General features: G+C 70.8%; 16 protein-coding genes and 1 pseudogene. 10 read left to right on the plus strand and 7 right to left on the minus strand.

Annotation, left to right across the window (positions count from 1 at the left end; all coding sequences use genetic code 11):
• The first annotated feature begins 89 nt into the window (after positions 1-89).
• Entirely contained in the window at positions 90-632 is a 543-nt protein-coding gene (locus tag ACIBEC_RS37850) for a HEAT repeat domain-containing protein (protein WP_360504798.1), read from the plus strand.
• 60 nt (positions 633-692) lie between these two features.
• Here the strand turns inward: ACIBEC_RS37850 and ACIBEC_RS37855 are convergent, their stop codons facing one another.
• The gene (locus ACIBEC_RS37855) at positions 693-1,625 is read right to left on the minus strand and encodes an alpha/beta hydrolase (protein ID WP_360504800.1); all 933 of its coding nucleotides are present in this window, start codon (positions 1,623-1,625) and stop codon (positions 693-695) included.
• Between the two features lie 70 nt (positions 1,626-1,695).
• On the opposite strand from ACIBEC_RS37855, the gene ACIBEC_RS37860 reads away from it, so the two are divergent.
• On the plus strand, positions 1,696-2,172 hold the full coding sequence (locus tag ACIBEC_RS37860) for a MarR family transcriptional regulator (RefSeq protein ID WP_360504802.1): 477 nt from the start codon (positions 1,696-1,698) through the stop codon (positions 2,170-2,172).
• Positions 2,173-2,399: 227 nt separating this feature from the next.
• Positions 2,400-3,245, plus strand: coding sequence for a helix-turn-helix transcriptional regulator (locus ACIBEC_RS37865; protein WP_360504804.1), 846 nt, complete (start codon positions 2,400-2,402; stop codon positions 3,243-3,245).
• A gap of 503 nt (positions 3,246-3,748) precedes the next feature.
• On the opposite strand, the gene ACIBEC_RS37870 is transcribed toward ACIBEC_RS37865, so the two are convergent.
• Both ACIBEC_RS37870 and ACIBEC_RS37875 read right to left on the minus strand, forming a co-directional pair.
• The gene (locus tag ACIBEC_RS37870; protein ID WP_360504806.1) at positions 3,749-4,558 is read right to left on the minus strand and encodes a hypothetical protein; all 810 of its coding nucleotides are present in this window, start codon (positions 4,556-4,558) and stop codon (positions 3,749-3,751) included.
• Positions 4,555-4,800, minus strand: a complete 246-nt coding sequence (locus ACIBEC_RS37875; RefSeq protein ID WP_360504808.1) for a hypothetical protein — start codon at positions 4,798-4,800, stop codon at positions 4,555-4,557. Before ACIBEC_RS37875 ends, ACIBEC_RS37870 begins: the two co-directional genes overlap by 4 nt.
• Positions 4,801-4,920: 120 nt before the next feature.
• On the opposite strand from ACIBEC_RS37875, the gene ACIBEC_RS37880 reads away from it, so the two are divergent.
• Complete coding sequence (locus ACIBEC_RS37880) at positions 4,921-5,493, plus strand: helix-turn-helix domain-containing protein (RefSeq protein ID WP_360504810.1); 573 nt, start codon at positions 4,921-4,923, stop codon at positions 5,491-5,493.
• A 90-nt stretch (positions 5,494-5,583) separates the two neighbouring features.
• The gene (locus tag ACIBEC_RS37885; protein ID WP_360504812.1) at positions 5,584-6,753 is read left to right on the plus strand and encodes a damage-control phosphatase ARMT1 family protein; all 1,170 of its coding nucleotides are present in this window, start codon (positions 5,584-5,586) and stop codon (positions 6,751-6,753) included.
• Between the two features lie 148 nt (positions 6,754-6,901).
• Here the strand turns inward: ACIBEC_RS37885 and ACIBEC_RS37890 are convergent, their stop codons facing one another.
• Both ACIBEC_RS37890 and ACIBEC_RS37895 read right to left on the minus strand, forming a co-directional pair.
• Entirely contained in the window at positions 6,902-8,041 is a 1,140-nt protein-coding gene (locus ACIBEC_RS37890) for an alpha/beta fold hydrolase (protein ID WP_360504814.1), read from the minus strand.
• A gap of 248 nt (positions 8,042-8,289) precedes the next feature.
• The gene (locus ACIBEC_RS37895; RefSeq protein WP_360504816.1) at positions 8,290-9,414 is read right to left on the minus strand and encodes a DUF4185 domain-containing protein; all 1,125 of its coding nucleotides are present in this window, start codon (positions 9,412-9,414) and stop codon (positions 8,290-8,292) included.
• A 417-nt stretch (positions 9,415-9,831) separates the two neighbouring features.
• Here ACIBEC_RS37895 and ACIBEC_RS37900 point away from each other — a divergent pair, with 417 nt between their 5' ends.
• The 3 genes from ACIBEC_RS37900 to ACIBEC_RS37910 are packed head-to-tail and all read left to right on the plus strand — an operon-like array spanning position 9,832 to position 12,491.
• The gene (locus ACIBEC_RS37900) at positions 9,832-10,233 is read left to right on the plus strand and encodes a hypothetical protein (RefSeq protein ID WP_360504818.1); all 402 of its coding nucleotides are present in this window, start codon (positions 9,832-9,834) and stop codon (positions 10,231-10,233) included.
• Between the two features lie 3 nt (positions 10,234-10,236).
• Positions 10,237-11,946: an alpha/beta hydrolase gene (locus tag ACIBEC_RS37905; RefSeq protein WP_360504820.1), complete on the plus strand. Its 1,710-nt coding sequence runs from the start codon at positions 10,237-10,239 to the stop codon at positions 11,944-11,946.
• Complete coding sequence (locus ACIBEC_RS37910) at positions 11,943-12,491, plus strand: hypothetical protein (RefSeq protein ID WP_360504822.1); 549 nt, start codon at positions 11,943-11,945, stop codon at positions 12,489-12,491. The genes ACIBEC_RS37905 and ACIBEC_RS37910 overlap by 4 nt, the downstream gene beginning before the upstream one ends.
• Positions 12,492-12,636: 145 nt before the next feature.
• Here the strand turns inward: ACIBEC_RS37910 and ACIBEC_RS37915 are convergent, their stop codons facing one another.
• Positions 12,637-13,629 carry an asparaginase gene (locus ACIBEC_RS37915; RefSeq protein WP_360504824.1) on the minus strand — a complete coding sequence of 331 codons (993 nt, stop codon included), beginning with the start codon at positions 13,627-13,629 and terminating at the stop codon, positions 12,637-12,639.
• Between the two features lie 676 nt (positions 13,630-14,305).
• On the opposite strand from ACIBEC_RS37915, the pseudogene ACIBEC_RS37920 reads away from it, so the two are divergent.
• Positions 14,306-14,424 (plus strand): annotated as a pseudogene (locus tag ACIBEC_RS37920) (restriction endonuclease); the annotation flags it as partial.
• A gap of 27 nt (positions 14,425-14,451) precedes the next feature.
• On the opposite strand, the gene ACIBEC_RS37925 reads toward ACIBEC_RS37920, so the two are convergent.
• Entirely contained in the window at positions 14,452-15,474 is a 1,023-nt protein-coding gene (locus ACIBEC_RS37925) for a GlxA family transcriptional regulator (protein WP_396289987.1), read from the minus strand.
• Positions 15,475-15,526: 52 nt separating this feature from the next.
• Here ACIBEC_RS37925 and ACIBEC_RS37930 point away from each other — a divergent pair, with 52 nt between their 5' ends.
• A complete protein-coding gene (locus tag ACIBEC_RS37930; protein WP_360504826.1) occupies positions 15,527-15,922 on the plus strand; it encodes a cupin domain-containing protein in 396 nt (131 codons plus the stop codon).
• The last annotated feature ends 87 nt before the right edge of the window (positions 15,923-16,009 follow it).

The following is a 16,009-nucleotide window of genomic DNA, read 5'->3' on the forward strand; positions in this document are numbered from 1 at the left end:
GGAGGCCGGAAGGTGGCGTCGGTCCTCCTTCCCACGGCTGAGGTGAAATCCCTTTGCCAGGCGTTGCCGCGTGACCCGAGACTGGGGCCATGCTCGGATTCGTCAGGACCGACAACGAAGCCCTCGTCTCGTGCTTGGGCGACCCACAGCGCGCCGTGGCGGCCTACCAGGAGCTGCTGCGACGCAAGGAGGACTCGGTGGGCGCCATCCGCGCCGGCCTGTCCCACGAGAACGCGGCTGTCCGTGAGGGCTGTTGCCGCCTTCTGGACCACCTGGTCGACACCGCGTCCATGGGTCGGCTCATCACCATGACCGACGATCCCGACGCCCAGGTCAGGATCGCCGCGTTCCACGCCCTGGCCTGCGACCGGTGCAAGGGCGACACCTGCGTACCGGGCCCGGACCGGGTCCTCGAACCCGCACTGCAGCACCTGGCCTCCGACCCCGACGCGCAGGTCCGGTCGAGGGCCGCTGAACTCGTCGGCAAGTTCGTCCATACCGATGCCCGCGCCGTCGCCGCTCTGGAGGCGGCCCACGCCCAGGACCCGAGCCCGGCTGTCCGGAAGAAGGCGGGCTGGTACACGCCAGGAGGAGCCATCTACGAACGCACCGTCCCACGCGCACCGCGGTAACGGGACAGCCCTGAGGGATGCCCCGCCGCAGGACAGCGGCTCCGACGGCACCCGTTGCCACTACCGCAACCGAACGCCCGGCGTGCGCGCGGTGCCCTTGGCGCGGATGCGCTGGCCGAGGAAGAGGGCGGCGCGGTCCAGTGCCTCGTCGGCCTCGTCCAGGACACCGGCGAATGCCTGGAAGACGTGCGGGACGTCGGCGGTGATGTCCAGCAAGACGTCCACTCCGGCGTCCCTCGCGCGAGCGGCCATGCGCGTGGAGTCGTCCAGGAGCATCTCGTTGGTGCCCGCCTGGAGGAGCATCGGGGGAAAGCCGGTCAGGTCGGCGAGGGTGGCGGGGCTGAGCAAGGGCTGGTGCGGGTCCTGTCCCGCGAGGTACATGGCCCCGGTGTGTTCCATGGCCGCACGCGTGAAGAACGGATCGATGCCCGCCTTGGTGTCCATGCTCGCGCCCGTCCGGGTCATGTCGAGCCCCGGGGAGAACGCGACGATCGCGGCGGGCACGCGCAGGCCCGCGTCGCGGGCGGCGAGGCATGTGGCGACGGTGAGACCGCCGCCGGCGGAGTCCCCGGCGAACGCGATCGCCGAAGGGTCCTCGCCGCTGTCGAGCAGTGCGCGGTAGGCGCTCACCCCGTCCTCGATCGCGGCCGGGAACGGGTGCTCGGGGGCGAGCCGGTAGTCCAGCGAGAACGCCCTGAATCCGGTTCTGGTCACCAGGTTCCCCGTCAGCGACATGGCCGTCTGCGGTGAGCCGACCACGTAGGAGCCGCCGTGGAAGTACAGGATCGTCCCGGCCTTCGGGGTGTCGGCCGGCTCGACGAGCACCGCGGGCCGGTCGCCGAGCGTCGCGGTCCGGGTGCGGATCCCGGCCGGGACGATCATTTCGGCCATCATCGCCCTGAAGCCGGCACGGAGTTCCTCCACCGCCCGAGGGCCCTCGGGCCGGGGCTGCCGGACCATCGCGTCGATCTCCGCGCGCTGTTGCCTGCTCATCGTCGCCGTCTCCATCACAAGTGCATTCCAGGGAACTATATGCCGAGGCATCTAGATTAGAATATATGCCATGGCATCTACGTCAAGCGGTGACCGGGTCGACCTCCCGGGCTTCTTCGCCGATCTCGTCCGCTGCGAGACGCGCCTCTACAACGCGCTGAACGACCGTCTCCGCGAACGACACGGGATCGTCACCTCGCAGTTCGAGTTCCTGCGCTTCCTGCGCGACCACCCCGGGTCCCGGGTGGCCGACCTCGCCGCCGAGTTCGCCATCGGCATCGGCGCGACCAGCAAGGGCATCGACCGCCTGGAGAAGCAGGCGTGGGTCATGCGGCAACCCAACCCGTCGGATCGCCGCTCATCACTGCTGGACCTGACAGACGACGGCCTGCAACTCGTCGAGGCCGCGGCGGCGACCTTCACCGAGACACTGGCCGAGCTGACCGCAGGCGCCCTCGCCGGCCCCTCGGGACCGGCCGCCGTCCAGCTCCTGTCCGAACTTCGCTCCGCACTCGAACGCGACCAGATCGGCATGCCGACGGGCTGACCGGCACGCGCCTCCCGCGCGACTGCCCGTCGGCCCTGGTGGGCGCCCTCCCGCGGATGACGCCCTGTCATCCGCGGTGGCGCGATCCGTCACCCGCGGTGACGTCCTCCGGCCGGTACAGGAAGCGGCCCTGTCGGCTGCGGGACGTGGGACGTCGACCAGGAGGTGCGGCCTCGCAGAGGGTGGGTGGGTGGGTGGGTGGCTTGCCACCGCTAGAGTGCCAACCGATGCCTGTTCACCGCCCACCCCGCCCGAACGCCGGTGTGACGTCACATGTGTGGCCGTCCGGCGGGCGCCACCTCTGGCCGTCCGGCGGAACAAGCGCGGAGCAGTCGCACACCCGGGGACACCTCGTCTACGCGGCCGGCGGCGTCCTGGCAGTTCACACCGAGCGCGGCACGTCCGTCGTTCCCGCCAACCGGGTCGCCTGGACCCCCGCCGGGTCCACGCACTCTCACCGCGCCCACGGCGACACCGATATGCGGATCGTCTTCCTCGCACCGTCCCTCGCCCGGCTCCTACCGGACCATCCCGCCGTGTTCCTGGCCTCCGCCCTCGCCCGCGAGGTCCTGCTCGCCCTGACCGGCCCCCGCGACACCGACGACGCCACGCCTGGCTACAGCCGCCCTGCGCGCGCTCGCCTCCTTCGAGTCCTCGTCGACGAACTCGGCGAAGCACACGAACAGCCACTGCACCTGCCGGAGCCACAGGACGACCGACTGCAAGCCGTCGCCCGGATGCTGTACGAGACACCGGCCGACAACGCCACGCTGGCCGAACTCGGGAAGGCGATCGGAGCCGGCAGCCGCACCCTCAGCCGACTGTTCCGCAACGAGCTCGGCATGACCTTCTACGAGTGGCGCACGCAACTGCGCATCTACCACGCGCTCGTGCTCCTCGCCGACGGCCACGACACCACCCAGACCGCCCACGCCTGCGGATGGGCCAACCCCAGCAGCTTCATCGCAGCGTTCACCGACCTCATCGGAACGACCCCGGGCCGCTACCGAACGGGTCGCCAGACCACCGCCCACGCAGCTCGCCTCCCTGCGGCGGTCAAGTCCCCGGGGTAGGTCCGGACCCGCCGGGCGGCCCTCGCTTGGTGACAGGCCGGAGAGTCCGGATCAGGAGCTCGACGAAGCCGTCAGCTCGGCGCCGTCATCTCGGCGCGGTCATCTCGGCGCCGTCGACCCGCCAGAGGAGCGCTGCCGTGAGCAGGTCCTTGTACGGCTTGAACTGGAACTGCAGCGGCGGAGCCATGTCGCCGAATGACGCGCCGAACGCGTGCGGCGACTGTGCCAGTCCCAGCAGAATCCGGGCCGCTGCATCGTCGCCGGCCAGTTCGGGCGCCGGGGCTGCGCAGCCCCGGCGCCCACGTGCGGGTTGCCGAGCCAGGGACGCGTGTCGCCGCCGAGTCGTCGACGAAGGCCTTCGGATCATCGCCGAGGAGCGCTTCCAGATGCCGCGGCGTGTCAGAGGCAGGCCCCAGGGCGTGCAACAGGTTGGTTCGGCGCCGTACGACGTCCGGTGGGGCGCCGTGCCCTTCGAGGAGGAGCGAGTCGGGCACGGCGCTTCGTCAGGCAGGAACGTTGTTGATGACGGCCTCGGTCAGCGGCGAGAGCTGCTTCGACAGTTTGTCGAAGTCTGCGGTCCGACCATCGGACCACTGGGCCATACCGATGAGCATGCCGTGCCCGTAGGACGCGAAGCCCTGCACGAGGCCGCTGTCGGCCGGCAACCGGCTCAGGCCCGAGTCCGTGGGCGGGATGTGGACGGCGACCTCGTAGGCCTCGGGGTGGGAGCCCAGAAGGGTCACCAGGTGCACGCTGTCGCCCGGGTCTTTCATGGTGAACAGCGCCAGGTTGTACTGGTTGCCCTCGGCATCCTTGTACAGCGCCAGGTCGACGCCGAGACAGCCGTGGCCCTGTGTGATCAACCCGGCGAGGGTCGGCGCCACGGTGTCCGGGCCGGTGCAACTCGGGTGCGCCACGTCCGCCACCAGCGTGTACCCCTGCACCTGCGCCGGAAAGACGGACAGCGGGATCGCCGAGGTCGGACCGTCGGACGCCGCCGACGGGGCGCCGATCGACGGCGTCGCTGCGTGCGGCGAGGGAGCGGACGATGGCGGCGCAGCCGCGGCGGTCGGCGCAGGCGGGGCTGCGGCGGCCGGCGCCGGGTCCGGATCCGACGGTCGGAGTAGAGACGCCGCCGCGCCTGCGGCTACCAGCAGCGCAGCGGCCACGGGAAGCAGCAGCCGACGCCGCGCGTTTCGTCGCACGGGCCGGCGCGCCCGTTCGGCGGCACTCGGCTCCCGCACCGCGTTGTTCTTCTCAAACTCCTTGACGAACTCTTCCCACAGTTCGTCACCGGATTCACGCATGCTCACAACTTCCACACCTTAATGATCATCACCACCGGTGGGAAGACCTGCCCCATGCCGTTGACGGTGGAGGTGCTGCCGAACCGGATGACCCTCGACGTGCCGCCAGCCAGCACAGGGGCCGACTCGGGGGCGAAGGCCCTTACGGTGACTCGGCGGGGTCGGCTTTTCTGACGGGTCGACCGCTCCCTGCCGCCCAGCAACTCGACGGAGACCTCGCGCGGCAACGGCGTTTCGGAGATGATCAACCCCCGGGATCGCGCCGCTAGAATCGGACCAGCGACTCCACTTGGAACGACACGGACTGCCCACTCCGGTGGTCCACGGGTACATCCGCGATCGCCGCGGAGAGGAGGGAGACGAGCGGGATGAGCAGCGCTTCGGAACGGCCCCTGCGCGCGGACGCGGCCCGCAACCGGGCCAGGCTCCTCGACGCCGCCACCGAGGTGTTCACCACCCGCGGCGTCGGCGTGCCCACCGAGGAGATCGCCCGCGCCGCCGGCGTCGGCATCGGCACCCTCTTCCGCCACTTCCCCACCAAGGAAGCACTGCTGGAAGCCGTCGTGGTCCGCCGGCTGCAGACGATCACCGACCGCGCCGCCCGGCTCGCCGCCGAGACCGAACCCGCCGAGGCCTTCTTCGCCTGCTTCCGCCTGGTCGTCGAACAGTCCGCCGGCAAACAGGAGTTCACCCGAGCCCTCACCGAAGCCGGCATCGACGTGCACGCCTCCCTGCGGGAGTCCAGCGAGCTGATGCGCGCCCAGCTGTCCGAACTCCTGGACGGCGCGCAGCGGGTGGGGGCCGTGCGCCCCGAGGTGGGCCTGCCGGAGCTGATCGCGCTGCTCGTCGGCGTCGGTACGGCGGCGGAGCAGCTCGCGGCCGATCCGGCGGCCCGCGAACGGATCTTCGACGTGGTCTTCGCCGGGCTGCGGCCACGCTGACCCGGCCCGACGCCGACCCGCCCGCCCGACGCTGCCCCTGCCCAACGCCGACCCGCCCGCCCGATGCCGACGAGAGAGACGAGCCCCACCGTGTCGAACGCGCCCGTGATCCGCAGCGACGTTCTCGGGTCCTTCGCCTGGGGCGTCTTCCACGAACGCCATCCGAAGCTCGTCCGGCAGGTCCTCGACGCCCTGCCGTACGGCCCCGCCGAGCGGGCGGCGGTCGAGCGGCTGCTCGTGGAGAGCACCACCGGCGTCCTGGAGCCGCCGCACCCGGATGCTCCGGACGCGGCCCAGTGGCTGGCGTGGGGTGAGGGCCTGTGGGGCAGGCCGTGGGGCGAGGCGCCGTTCCTGTGGGCGGAGAGCTACTTCTACCGCCGACTTCTCGACGCCACCGGCTACTTCCGTCCCGGTGCGTGGCAAGGCGTCGACCCGTTCGCGCCGTTCAAGACTGCCGAGCTGGGCGGGGAGGCGGTGGACGAGGAGTTGGCGGCGCTGGACGGGCTCGACGCTCTGTCGCAGGCCCGGCGGGCAGACGCACTGCTGTCGTCCGCGCTGTGGGGCAACCGCGCGGACCTCAGCTTCCGGATCACCGCGGAGCCCGGCGGGCCGGCCGCGTCCGACCTGGTCGCCGACGACAGCGCGCTGCTGTGGGCCGTACTGGAGCGGGCCGGGGGCGGCGGGCGGGTCTGCGTCGTCGCGGACAACGCGGGCCGGGAGCTGCTGCCGGACCTCGTACTGATCGACCACCTGCTGGCCTGCGGCTCGGCGGCGCAGGTCGCCCTGTACGTCAAACCCCAGCCGTACTACGTGTCGGACGCGACGATGACCGACGTCCTCGCCGCAGTCGAACGCCTGCGCAGCGCGCCGTCGCCGGCCGCCGGGGCAGTCGGCGAGCGGCTGTGGCAGGCGATGGGCAGCGGCACGCTCGTGGTCCGTACCCACCCGTTCTTCTGTGCGCCGCTGCCGTTCCACGACATGCCCGCCGGCCTCCGGGCCGAGTTCGCGGGCGCGGCACTGACCGTCGTCAAGGGCGACCTCAACTACCGCCGTCTGGTCGGCGACCGGCTCTGGCCGCCGACCACCCCGTTCACCGAGGCGACGGGGCACTTCCCGTCAGCCGTCGCGGCCCTGCGGACGCTGAAGTCGGACGTCATCGTCGGTGTCGACGCCGCCAGCGTCGACCGGCTCGACAGCAGCGGCGCGCCGTGGCGCACCAACGGCCGGCACGCGGTCGTCCAGGTCGACGCACGGCGGTAGCCCGCGATCGGCCCGTCCCGGCTGCGCGCGGTCCGGTCCCGTGCCGCGTGCAGGGCGTTGGTGAGCACGGGTGCGGCCAGGGCGGCGGCGAGGGCTTCGTGCCAGGTGTCGCCGAGGTCGTGGTGGCCGGTCACAGCCGCCGGCCGGCCTACGAGGCCGGGCTGATGTTGCCGTTGTCGTCCATCTCGAAGCGGCCCTCGGTCTTGCCGTCGACCTTGGTCTGGTCGAGCCAGTGTTTGGACAGGTTGTGCAGGTTCTTGTGCTGGACCTCCCAGGGCATCGAGTGACTGGCGCACTGCACCGTGACCAGGATCTTGTGCGGTCCCGTGATGGCGTCGTAGAGCGCGGGGACGTGGAAGTCGAGCGCCGGGTTGGGGTTGGACGGTGTCGTGTTGGCTGTCCTGTCGAACTCGCCGTGCACGATCAGCACGGGCACGCTTCCGCCGAGGACGCCTCCCTGCCCCGCGGTCGTGTTGTTCCAGCCCCACGTCACGAAGTTCCGGTACCGGCTGGCGCCCGCGGGCTTCCCGGTCGACGGGTCGACCGGTCCCCAGGTGCGGCCGATCGGATCGATGTCCATCAGGGCGCTCCACACGACGTCGACCATGTCGGACTCACGCTGGTCCGTGCAGTGCACCTCGTTGGTCCAGGCCTGTTCGAAGCCCTTCCTGGTGAGCACGTGGGTGGGGAAGCCCGGCGCCGGCAGGGTCGGCGGGTTCGGCGGGCCGAGCGGCGGGAAGATCGGGGCGAGGAGGAACAGGCTCTCCACCTTCCCCGGGTTCTTGATCGCGTACGGCCCCATCGCGAACGCGGCCGCCGACCAGCCGATGAAGGCGACCTTCGAGACGCCGCGGGTGCTGCGGATGTAGTCGACGACGGTGGCGACCTCGTCCTGGTCGCTCTGGGAGTTGGTCAGGACGAAGGGGTAGCTCGCGGTGCGCGAGCCCATCAGCGGGGGCGTGACAGCGGACTGCTGACCGGGGTTGACGTTGCACGGGTCCTCCATCCGGGGACGCGGCGACCCGCCCGACCCCTGGAGGTCCATCATGAAGACGTCGTACCCGGCCTGGGCGAGGGCCTTGGCCCACCCGTACGAGGTGTGCTGGAGGTCGTAGCCCGCCAGCACCGGAATGCTCCTGCCGTGCAGCATGAGGACGGCCTTGCGGTTCGCGGGGGGACCGGACGGCGTGCCGTCATGCTCCCGCACGAAGAGTTCGACCTTCTGGCCCGCCGTTGCGGGGACGGTCGAGGTGTGAGGGACTGCGTGGTCGGTCGTGGTGATGGCCATGGGAGAACCCTTCTGCCGGCTGCGTCGAGGCGGTGGCCTCGGCACCCCCACAGTCGGCGAGGCACGTGCTCGGCGCCACAGCAGAGCCGCCGTCCGACGGCCGGGCTGGCCTGGCCGTACGGGTGGTCCGGGCTGGCCTGGCCGTACGGGCCCGAGCCCGCCTCGACGACCGCCGCTGTCACACCTGCGCCGACGACGAGGAGCGCTCCTCGAGGGTGCCAGTGCGCGGTGCCGGTGCAGGTGCGCCGTCAGGACAGCATGTTGATCCGGTACTGCATGATCCGGTAGTTCATCGGGTCGTACCACTGGCTGACGACGATGTGGAAGTTGCCGAACGTCGAGCCGGGGATGACGAAGCCGCCGTACGGGCTGGCGACGAGATTGCCGACTTCCTGCCCCGGGGTGCCGGGAAGGATCATGGCCTGTTCCAGGGTCCTGGTCAGGTCCGAGGTCGGGAGGGGGAAGACCATCGCCCTGATCGACAGCGGGTCCATGTTCAGCCACGTGAGGACGTACTTGCCGTCCATGGCGCGGAAGCACATCTCGCCCCACTTGCGGGTGCCGAAGACCGTCGTCGGGGCGGGCGCGTTCCACCGCCAGCCGCCGTCCGCGTAGCCCCACGGCTCGTAGGCGTCCGGGTTGCCGAGGCTGTCCTTGCGGACCCGGTGCAGCAGCATTCCCGATTCCACGTCGCGGTTGAAGACCGTCGACAGGACGTAGCAGTAGCCGTCGTCGGCCACGGCGTACGTCTTCTGCTGGAACTGGCCGCCGTGCAGGTCGCCCGCCCACTGGCACAGGTACTCCCAGGTCTCACCGTTGTCGGTGGAGCGCCAGAAGTCGGTGTGGTGGGTGTCGTAGATGACGCCCCGCATGAGGTGCATGTACATCACGCCGTCGACGACGAACACGTCGGACGGGATCGCCGTCGTGAACCTGTCGCCGACCGGGTTGTGCGGCTCGTCGACGAGGCTGTTGGCGTGGCCGCCGCCGACACTGCCGTCGATGCGCAGGTTGTTCAGGTCCGCGCTGCCGGAGCGCAGACCGACCGGGGCGCGCCAGTCGGCGGCGCCCACCTGGTCCCCGTCGAAGGTGTCGCCGCAGACGAACAGCATGGTGCCGTCCGGGCACAGGACGGGGATGCCGAGGTCGGTCCACGGCGAGGCGAACGGCCCGGTCTCCACCGGGCCGCTGAGGTTCCTCACCTTGGTCGCGATCGTCGGACCGGTCGGGTCGTACGGGCCGTTGGCGATCGCCGCAGGAGCACCCGAACCGATGGCCCCCGCCCCCACGGCGACGCCGATGCCGATCTTGAGGAGCTTGCGGCGGGAGGGCCCGCCGGTCGTCGCGTCGTTCCCGCCCGATGGGTCTGTCATGCTGTCGATGGCCTTTCCGAGTCGACGGATTCCTGCGGCTCCGAACGGATTCCTGCCGGCTTCCAGTGGATTGCTGCGGCTTCGAGTGGATCGCGCACCCTCGGTGGCCACGGGTCGCCACCGAGGCTACGGCGAGCCGCCGCCGTTCCGACGATCCGTGGACAAACCTTCACTCAAATGAGGTATTCCACACGGCAGTTCACCATCCGGCCCCGCGCACCCCAGGCACAGTCCGCTGGTGTCGGCGCGGCCGCCACGGAGCCGCGCCCGATACCGCACCCGAGCCTGTGCCCGAGCCCGAGCCGGTGCCCGCGGATCACGGCCGACCTGCAACCGATTACGATCCCCCAGCGATCCTGTCTGACGAAACACGGCCGCGGGAACGCCCAGGGGCCGGACGAACTACGGGGGAAAGACATGGCTGATCCCGATGCGGGCTTGGAGTTCAAGGTCAACCCGGCCGAGCTGGACGGCTGCGGGCAGAGCGCACAGCACATCGGTGGCCTCATACCGGGCGAGACCTCGAAGGTCACCGAGCCGTGCAACCAGGCCGCCGGCGGCCTGAAGGGCTGGCAGACGGCCACCGCCATCCAGAGCTGCGGGACGAACTGGAAGACGCTGCTGGACAAGCTCGGCGGTGACATGGGGGACGTCGGCACCAAGCTCGCCGCGTCGGCCACGTACTACCGCCAGGTCGAGAAGGACATCCACGAGAGCATGCGAAACCCGAACGCGCCGGTCCCGGCCGAGCCCGACCCGTTCGGCACGACCTTCGTCCCGGGCCCCGTGAAGCCCTCCAGCGCGAAGGCAGCCGAGTAACCCATGGACATCAAGACCCTCTACGACGCCGACTTCATCAACCTCATCACCGCGAAAACCGCCTTCGACACCCTGACCACCGCCTTCGGCCAGCACCACGAGTCGTGGCAGCAGGAAGTCATCAACCGGCTGAACAACTCGCAGTGGACCGGAACCGCCTCCGAGCACGCCAAGGCCCGGATCCAGCTCCTGGACAACGAACTCCAGGCCGCCAAGCAGGAACTCACCCTCGTCGGCACCGCCCTGCACGAAGCCTCCGAGGGCTTCGCGGCCGCCCAGGCACACCTGATCAGCGCCCTCGACGACGCGAAGGCCAAGAAGATGACCGTCGCCCCCGACGGCGGCATCACCTGGGACAACGACCCCAAATCGGCCAACTTCGCCGGCACCGACGCCGAGGCGCAGGCCCAGCTGATCAGCAAGCGGATCACCGCCGCGCTCACCGAGGCCGACCACGCCGACCAGACCATCAGCGCCCGCCTCGGCCACCTCGCCACCAACGCGAGCAACGGCACCGGCCTCGACTCCGCCACCGCGAAGGCCGACACCGACGCGGCCCGCAAGCTCGAGGACGTGCCGCCCGCCGGCACCGACCCCAACAGCGTCAAGGGATGGTGGAACAGCCTCACCGACGCCGAGCAGCAACGGATGATCCTCAACCACCCCGACCAGGTCGGCGGCCTCGACGGCGTCCCCGCCGCCGCCCGCGACCAGGCCAACCGGATCAACCTGCAGCACGGCAAGCAGGACCTGCAGCGCCAGCTCGACGGCCTCGGCCCCGAGCCCAAGCAGTTCCTCGGCTACGTCAAGGGCGAGCCGGTCCCCAACCCCAAGTACGACGAGTGGAAGCGCCAGCACGACGACCTCGAAGACAAGATGAAGGGCGTCAAGGCCATCGAGGACCGGCTCAACAAGCCGGTCGACGCCAGCCACCCGCCCACGTACCTGCTCGGCTTCGACACCAACGGCAAGGGCCACGCCATCGTCGCCGTCAACAACCCGGACACCGCGGACAACGTCTCGACGTACGTCCCCGGCACCGGCGCGCGGCTCGGCGGCGTCGGCGGCGACATCGACCGGTCGGACCTCATGGTCGCCTCCGCGAACGCGGCCAACAAGAAGGCCGGCGATCCCGCCACCACGTCCTCGATCACCTGGATCGGCTACGACGCGCCGCAGTCGATCATCCCCGAGGCGGCGGACGACACGTACGCCAAGAACGCCGAGGACAAGCTGCACAGCTTCGAGACCGGCCTGCGCGCCACGCACGAGGGCAAGCCCTCCAACAACACCATCCTCGGCCACAGCTACGGCACCACGACCGTCGGCTACACCCTGCGCGACAAGGGCCTGCCCGTCGACAACGTCGTCCTCATCGCCAGCCCGGGCGCCGGCGTCGAACACGCCAAGGAACTCGGCGTCGACCCGTCCCACGTCTTCGCGGCGCAGGGCGACGACGACATCATCAAGTACGCGGCGCCCGAGGACCTCGGCGGGGCGTGGAGCAACGTCGAGAACAACATCGGCGCCTGGACCGGCTTCAACGACAACCCCGACCACCACGTGGCCTTCGGGCGCGACCCGAGCGTCGACCAGTTCGGCGCCCACATCCTCCCCACCAGCCCGGGAACAGGCCACTCCGACTACTGGAACAACGGCTCCGCCTCCCTGCGCGCGATGGGCGAGGCCATCGCCGGAAAGCCGATCTCATGAGCGAAACCCGCAACACCCGAAACACGCGCAACACGCGCAACATCCGCCACGCCCGGCGGTCCGCCGCCGCGGCCGCGCTGGCGGCGGCGACGCTGCTGCTCGCCGCCTGCGGCGCGAACACCGTGCCGGAGCGGTCGAAGCCCACCGTCACACTCGACCAGGCGAAGAAGCAGGTCGACGGCTACCTCGCGGACATCCTGGCCAAGCTGCCGGTCAAACCGACCGCCGGCTCGGGCGACTTCAGCGACCTGGAGTGCGACCACGACGACGTCGGCCCGCACGGCAGGAAGCAGACCGCCCGGGGGTACGACTTCGGGGACGTACCGTCCGCGCCCAAGGCCGAGACCGCCGCCGCCTTCCGCACCTTCCTGACCGACCGGGGCTTCCAGCCGACCTCGGACGCCACCGGCCCCGACTGGATCAAGCTGAAGAACCCCAAGGACGACTTCCTCGCCGTCCTGGACGGCGTTTCCGACGCGAGCCACAACCTCTCCCTGCGCGTCAGCTCCCCCTGTGTCTGGCCGAACGGCACCCCGCCGGCCTGACCGCCACGCACGCTCCCCGTGTGGTCCGCGTCCCCGGCCCCGGCCCCGGCCCCGGCCTCGGCCGAAACGCGGACCACACGGGGAGCCCGCACAGCCGCTCCTGACACCTCGGCGGTGACGGCCGACGGGCTCCGCGACCGACGAGTCAGGGGACCGCGGCGGCGAAGGCGGCCGTGATGTCGGCGAGGTTGCGGCCCTGGCTGAGCAGGATGTGCAGGAGCAGGCGGGCCTTGTAGGCGTCGAGGTGGCCGGCTCGGATCAGTCCGCGGGCCAGCAGGTCCTTCTCCGAGCCGGGGAAGCCGTATGTGCCCTGCAGGACGGGCCCGTTGCCGATGCGGCTGGCGAGGACGACGGGGATCCGCGACGCGGCCTGCTCGAGGATGCCCACGAAGTTCTCGGGGACGTGACCGACTCCGAACGCGGCGACGACGAGCCCGTCGCACGCCTTCGCCATCGCGGCGAGGAGGGTGCCGTCGTCGCCGAGCGTCGCGGTGTACAGGCCGACGCGGGCCGCGGCGCCGGTCGACGGGCCCGCGAAGGTCGTACGGCGGGCGAGCGGGCCGTGGAGGTGGACGTGCCCCTCGTAGAGCCGCCCGAGCGGGCCGGTGGCCGGGGAGGTGAAGGCGGCGGGGCTGGTGCTGTGGGACTTGTGGACCTGGCGGGCGGCGTGGATCTCGTCACCGAGGACGACCACCGCGCCGGCACCCGTCAACTCCGGCGCAGCGGCGGCGATGACGGCCGCGTGGATGTTCGCCGGGCCGTCCGCCCCGGGCAGGGTGGGGTTGCGCATCGCCCCGGTGACGACGATCGGCTGGTCGCCGGGATGAAGCAGGTCGAGGAGGAAGACGGTCTCCTCGATGGTGTCGGTGCCCTGGGTGACCACCGCGCCGTCGCAGCCGGTCCGGAAGGCGTCGGCGAGGGCGTCCGAGAGCGCGCTCAGGTCGTCGAAGCCGAGGGAGGCGCTGGGCACGTTCCGGACGTCGTGGACGTGCAGTTCGACGTCGAGGTCCCGCAGGGCGGGGACGGCGGCGAGGAGGTCATGGGCGGACAGGGCCGGCACGACACCGCCGGTGGCCGGATCAATGGTCATGGCGATGGTGCCGCCCAGGGAGAAGATCGCAACCGTCCGTGTGCCCACTGTCGTTGTCTCCTTGTCCGGGGTCCGGGAGCCGAGTGTCAGCCTGTCAGCGGTGCGGCCTGGCGGGGACGATGAAGCTGACGCAGGCTACGGCTATCACGTCTTTGGTGCGCATCGTCGCTATCCCTCTGTGCTCGTGAGGTCCAGCGACACCTTGTCGTCGCTGATCCGCGTGGCGCCTTTGAACTCCAGCTGGGTGCTGATTTACGTTCGCGGTCCCAGGTGGATCGGGTTGCTCCAGGCCCGTCGCCCGGCCACGTCCTCGACAGTGACCCGGCAGTACCCGCCCGCGAACATCGATACAGGCAGCAAGCAGTCCGTGAGGTCCGTGCCTTCGAGAACTTGCTTGCCAGGCGTGCTCCCGGTGATCAGCACCTTGCGTACCGGCGAGGATGCCACCGCGATCTGGTCGTTGCTCAGCTGGATGTCGTACAGCTCGGGCCCGGTGCTCGAGTAGTAGTGGCCTGCCTTGAGTGCCGTGAGCAGTGCCTCCGGGCAGAGCGACTCCGAGCGGACCTGGACCCAGGCTGCACAGGCCGGTGGATCCTCGGGTTGGAAGTGCGAGTCGTCCGCAGCGTAGGTTCGGTCACGCTACCCCCTCGTCGGCGTGGTCGGGCGTCCACCCCCGCCGACCTGTCGACTGCGACTGCGTGGGCGGACGTAGCACCACCGTAGTCTGGGCCGGATGGCCAGGGTGGTGCTGGACGCCCACTTCCCGATGTCCCTGCACGCCGACCTCTGCGGGCCGTCGGTCTCGACCTGGAGCGGGCCGAGGCCAGCCCGGTGACCGGAGCCGACGGCGCCGACGCAGCCGGCCGGCCGTCAATCGGCCTCGGGCCCGAACCGGCGCTTGTACGCCGACGGGGTGATGCCGGTCTCGCGGCGCATCAGCGCGCGCAGGTTGGCGGCGGTGCCGAGGCCGCTGCGCCGGGCGACGATCTCGAAGCGGTTCTCGCCCCGTTCGATCAGCCGGCATGCCAGGGTGAGCCGTTCCCCGGTGAGCCACGTCAACGGGGTCGTTCCCAGCTGTGTCCGGAAGCGGCGGTGCAGGGTCGCCGGGCTGACGGCCGCGCGACCCGCCAGGTCCGACACCGTGAGGGGCGCGTCCAGCCGTTCCTGCGCCCAGGCCAGGACGGGTGCGAGGGATTCGTCCGGCAGGTCGGGCATCGGCCGCTCCACGAACTGCCGCTGTCCGCCGTCCCGGTGGGCCGCGAAGACCAGCCGCCGGCTCACGGAGTTGGCGACTTCCGCGCCGTGGTCGCGGCGGACCACGTGCAGCCCGAGGTCGAGTGCGGCCGTGCTCCCCGCGGCGGTGAGGATGTCGCCGTCGTCCACGAACAGCACGTCGGTTTCGAGGTGGACGGAGGGGAATCGGGCCCGGAAGGAGTCCGCCCACTGCCAGTGCGCGGTGGCCCGGCGCCCGTCGAGGACTCCGGCCTCGGCCAGGGTGAAGGCCCCGCTGCAGAAGCCGAGCAGGCGTGCGCCGCGTGCGTGCGCCCGTCGGACGGCCTCCAGCACCGCGTGGCGGCGGGGCACTTCGGGGTCGGGACGGTTGGGGACGATCAGGGTGTCCGCGGTATCGGCCGCTTCCAGTCCCGCGACTCCCGTGAGGGTGAAGAACCCGTCGCGCATCAGGGTGCGGGGCTCGGGGGAACACAGCCTGAAGTCGTACAGGTCGCGCCCGATCTCCGGTCGGCGCAGTCCGAAGACCTCGGTCGCGCACCCGAGTTCGAAGGGGTTGGAGTTCTCGTCCACGATCACGACCACCCGGTGGACGCCCGTCGTGTGAGCGCGACGCGAGGGTTCGCGATGCGAGGGTTCGCGATGCGAGGATTCTTTCGCCATGTGCAATTCCTAGCACTCACGGCGCTCGGGCGGAGTGGCCCAGGATGGGCCCATGAGCAACCAGCCCATCCCCCTGCGCACGGCCTTGGCCTCCTTCGACGCCCTGTGGAGCCCTCGCATCGTCACGCGCGTCAACGACTACGACGTCCGGATCGCCAAGGTCGAAGGCGAGCACGTCTGGCACGCCCACGACGCCACCGACGAGTTCTTCCTGGTCCTCGACGGGGAACTGCACATCGCCTTGCGTGAGCCCGACGGCGAGCGCACGGTCGTGCTGCCGCAGGGGGCGGTCTTCACCGTCCCCCGAGGTACGGAGCACAAGCCGTCCGCCCCGTCCGGCGCCGCGATCCTCATGTTCGAGCCGACCGGCACACCGACCGTGGGCGACCGCCACGACGAGATCCCCGCCCACGTGGACGCGACGATCGGACACACCCTCGACACCTGAACTCCCGGGCGGTACCGATTGCGGGCCGCCCCCGTGGGGAACTGCCCGCGCAGGCGCCGGATCACCCGCTCTCAGGATTCGCCGGAC

The organism is Kitasatospora sp. NPDC051164 (assembly GCF_044455625.1).
Lineage (GTDB): Bacteria > Actinomycetota > Actinomycetes > Streptomycetales > Streptomycetaceae > Kitasatospora.

What these genes read in the sequence shown, in the direction of transcription:
- ACIBEC_RS37850 (WP_360504798.1), top strand. Translation starts at nt 90, where the DNA reads ATGCTCGGATTCGTCAGGACCGACAACGAAGCCCTCGTCTCGTGCTTG.
- ACIBEC_RS37855 (WP_360504800.1), bottom strand. Translation starts at nt 1,625, where the DNA reads ATGAGCAGGCAACAGCGCGCGGAGATCGACGCGATGGTCCGGCAGCCC.
- ACIBEC_RS37860 (WP_360504802.1), top strand. Translation starts at nt 1,696, where the DNA reads ATGGCATCTACGTCAAGCGGTGACCGGGTCGACCTCCCGGGCTTCTTC.
- ACIBEC_RS37865 (WP_360504804.1), top strand. Translation starts at nt 2,400, where the DNA reads ATGCCTGTTCACCGCCCACCCCGCCCGAACGCCGGTGTGACGTCACAT.
- ACIBEC_RS37880 (WP_360504810.1), top strand. Translation starts at nt 4,921, where the DNA reads ATGAGCAGCGCTTCGGAACGGCCCCTGCGCGCGGACGCGGCCCGCAAC.
- ACIBEC_RS37890 (WP_360504814.1), bottom strand. Translation starts at nt 8,041, where the DNA reads ATGGCCATCACCACGACCGACCACGCAGTCCCTCACACCTCGACCGTC.
- ACIBEC_RS37895 (WP_360504816.1), bottom strand. Translation starts at nt 9,414, where the DNA reads ATGACAGACCCATCGGGCGGGAACGACGCGACGACCGGCGGGCCCTCC.
- ACIBEC_RS37900 (WP_360504818.1), top strand. Translation starts at nt 9,832, where the DNA reads ATGGCTGATCCCGATGCGGGCTTGGAGTTCAAGGTCAACCCGGCCGAG.
- ACIBEC_RS37905 (WP_360504820.1), top strand. Translation starts at nt 10,237, where the DNA reads ATGGACATCAAGACCCTCTACGACGCCGACTTCATCAACCTCATCACC.
- ACIBEC_RS37910 (WP_360504822.1), top strand. Translation starts at nt 11,943, where the DNA reads ATGAGCGAAACCCGCAACACCCGAAACACGCGCAACACGCGCAACATC.
- ACIBEC_RS37925 (WP_396289987.1), bottom strand. Translation starts at nt 15,474, where the DNA reads ATGGCGAAAGAATCCTCGCATCGCGAACCCTCGCATCGCGAACCCTCG.
- ACIBEC_RS37930 (WP_360504826.1), top strand. Translation starts at nt 15,527, where the DNA reads ATGAGCAACCAGCCCATCCCCCTGCGCACGGCCTTGGCCTCCTTCGAC.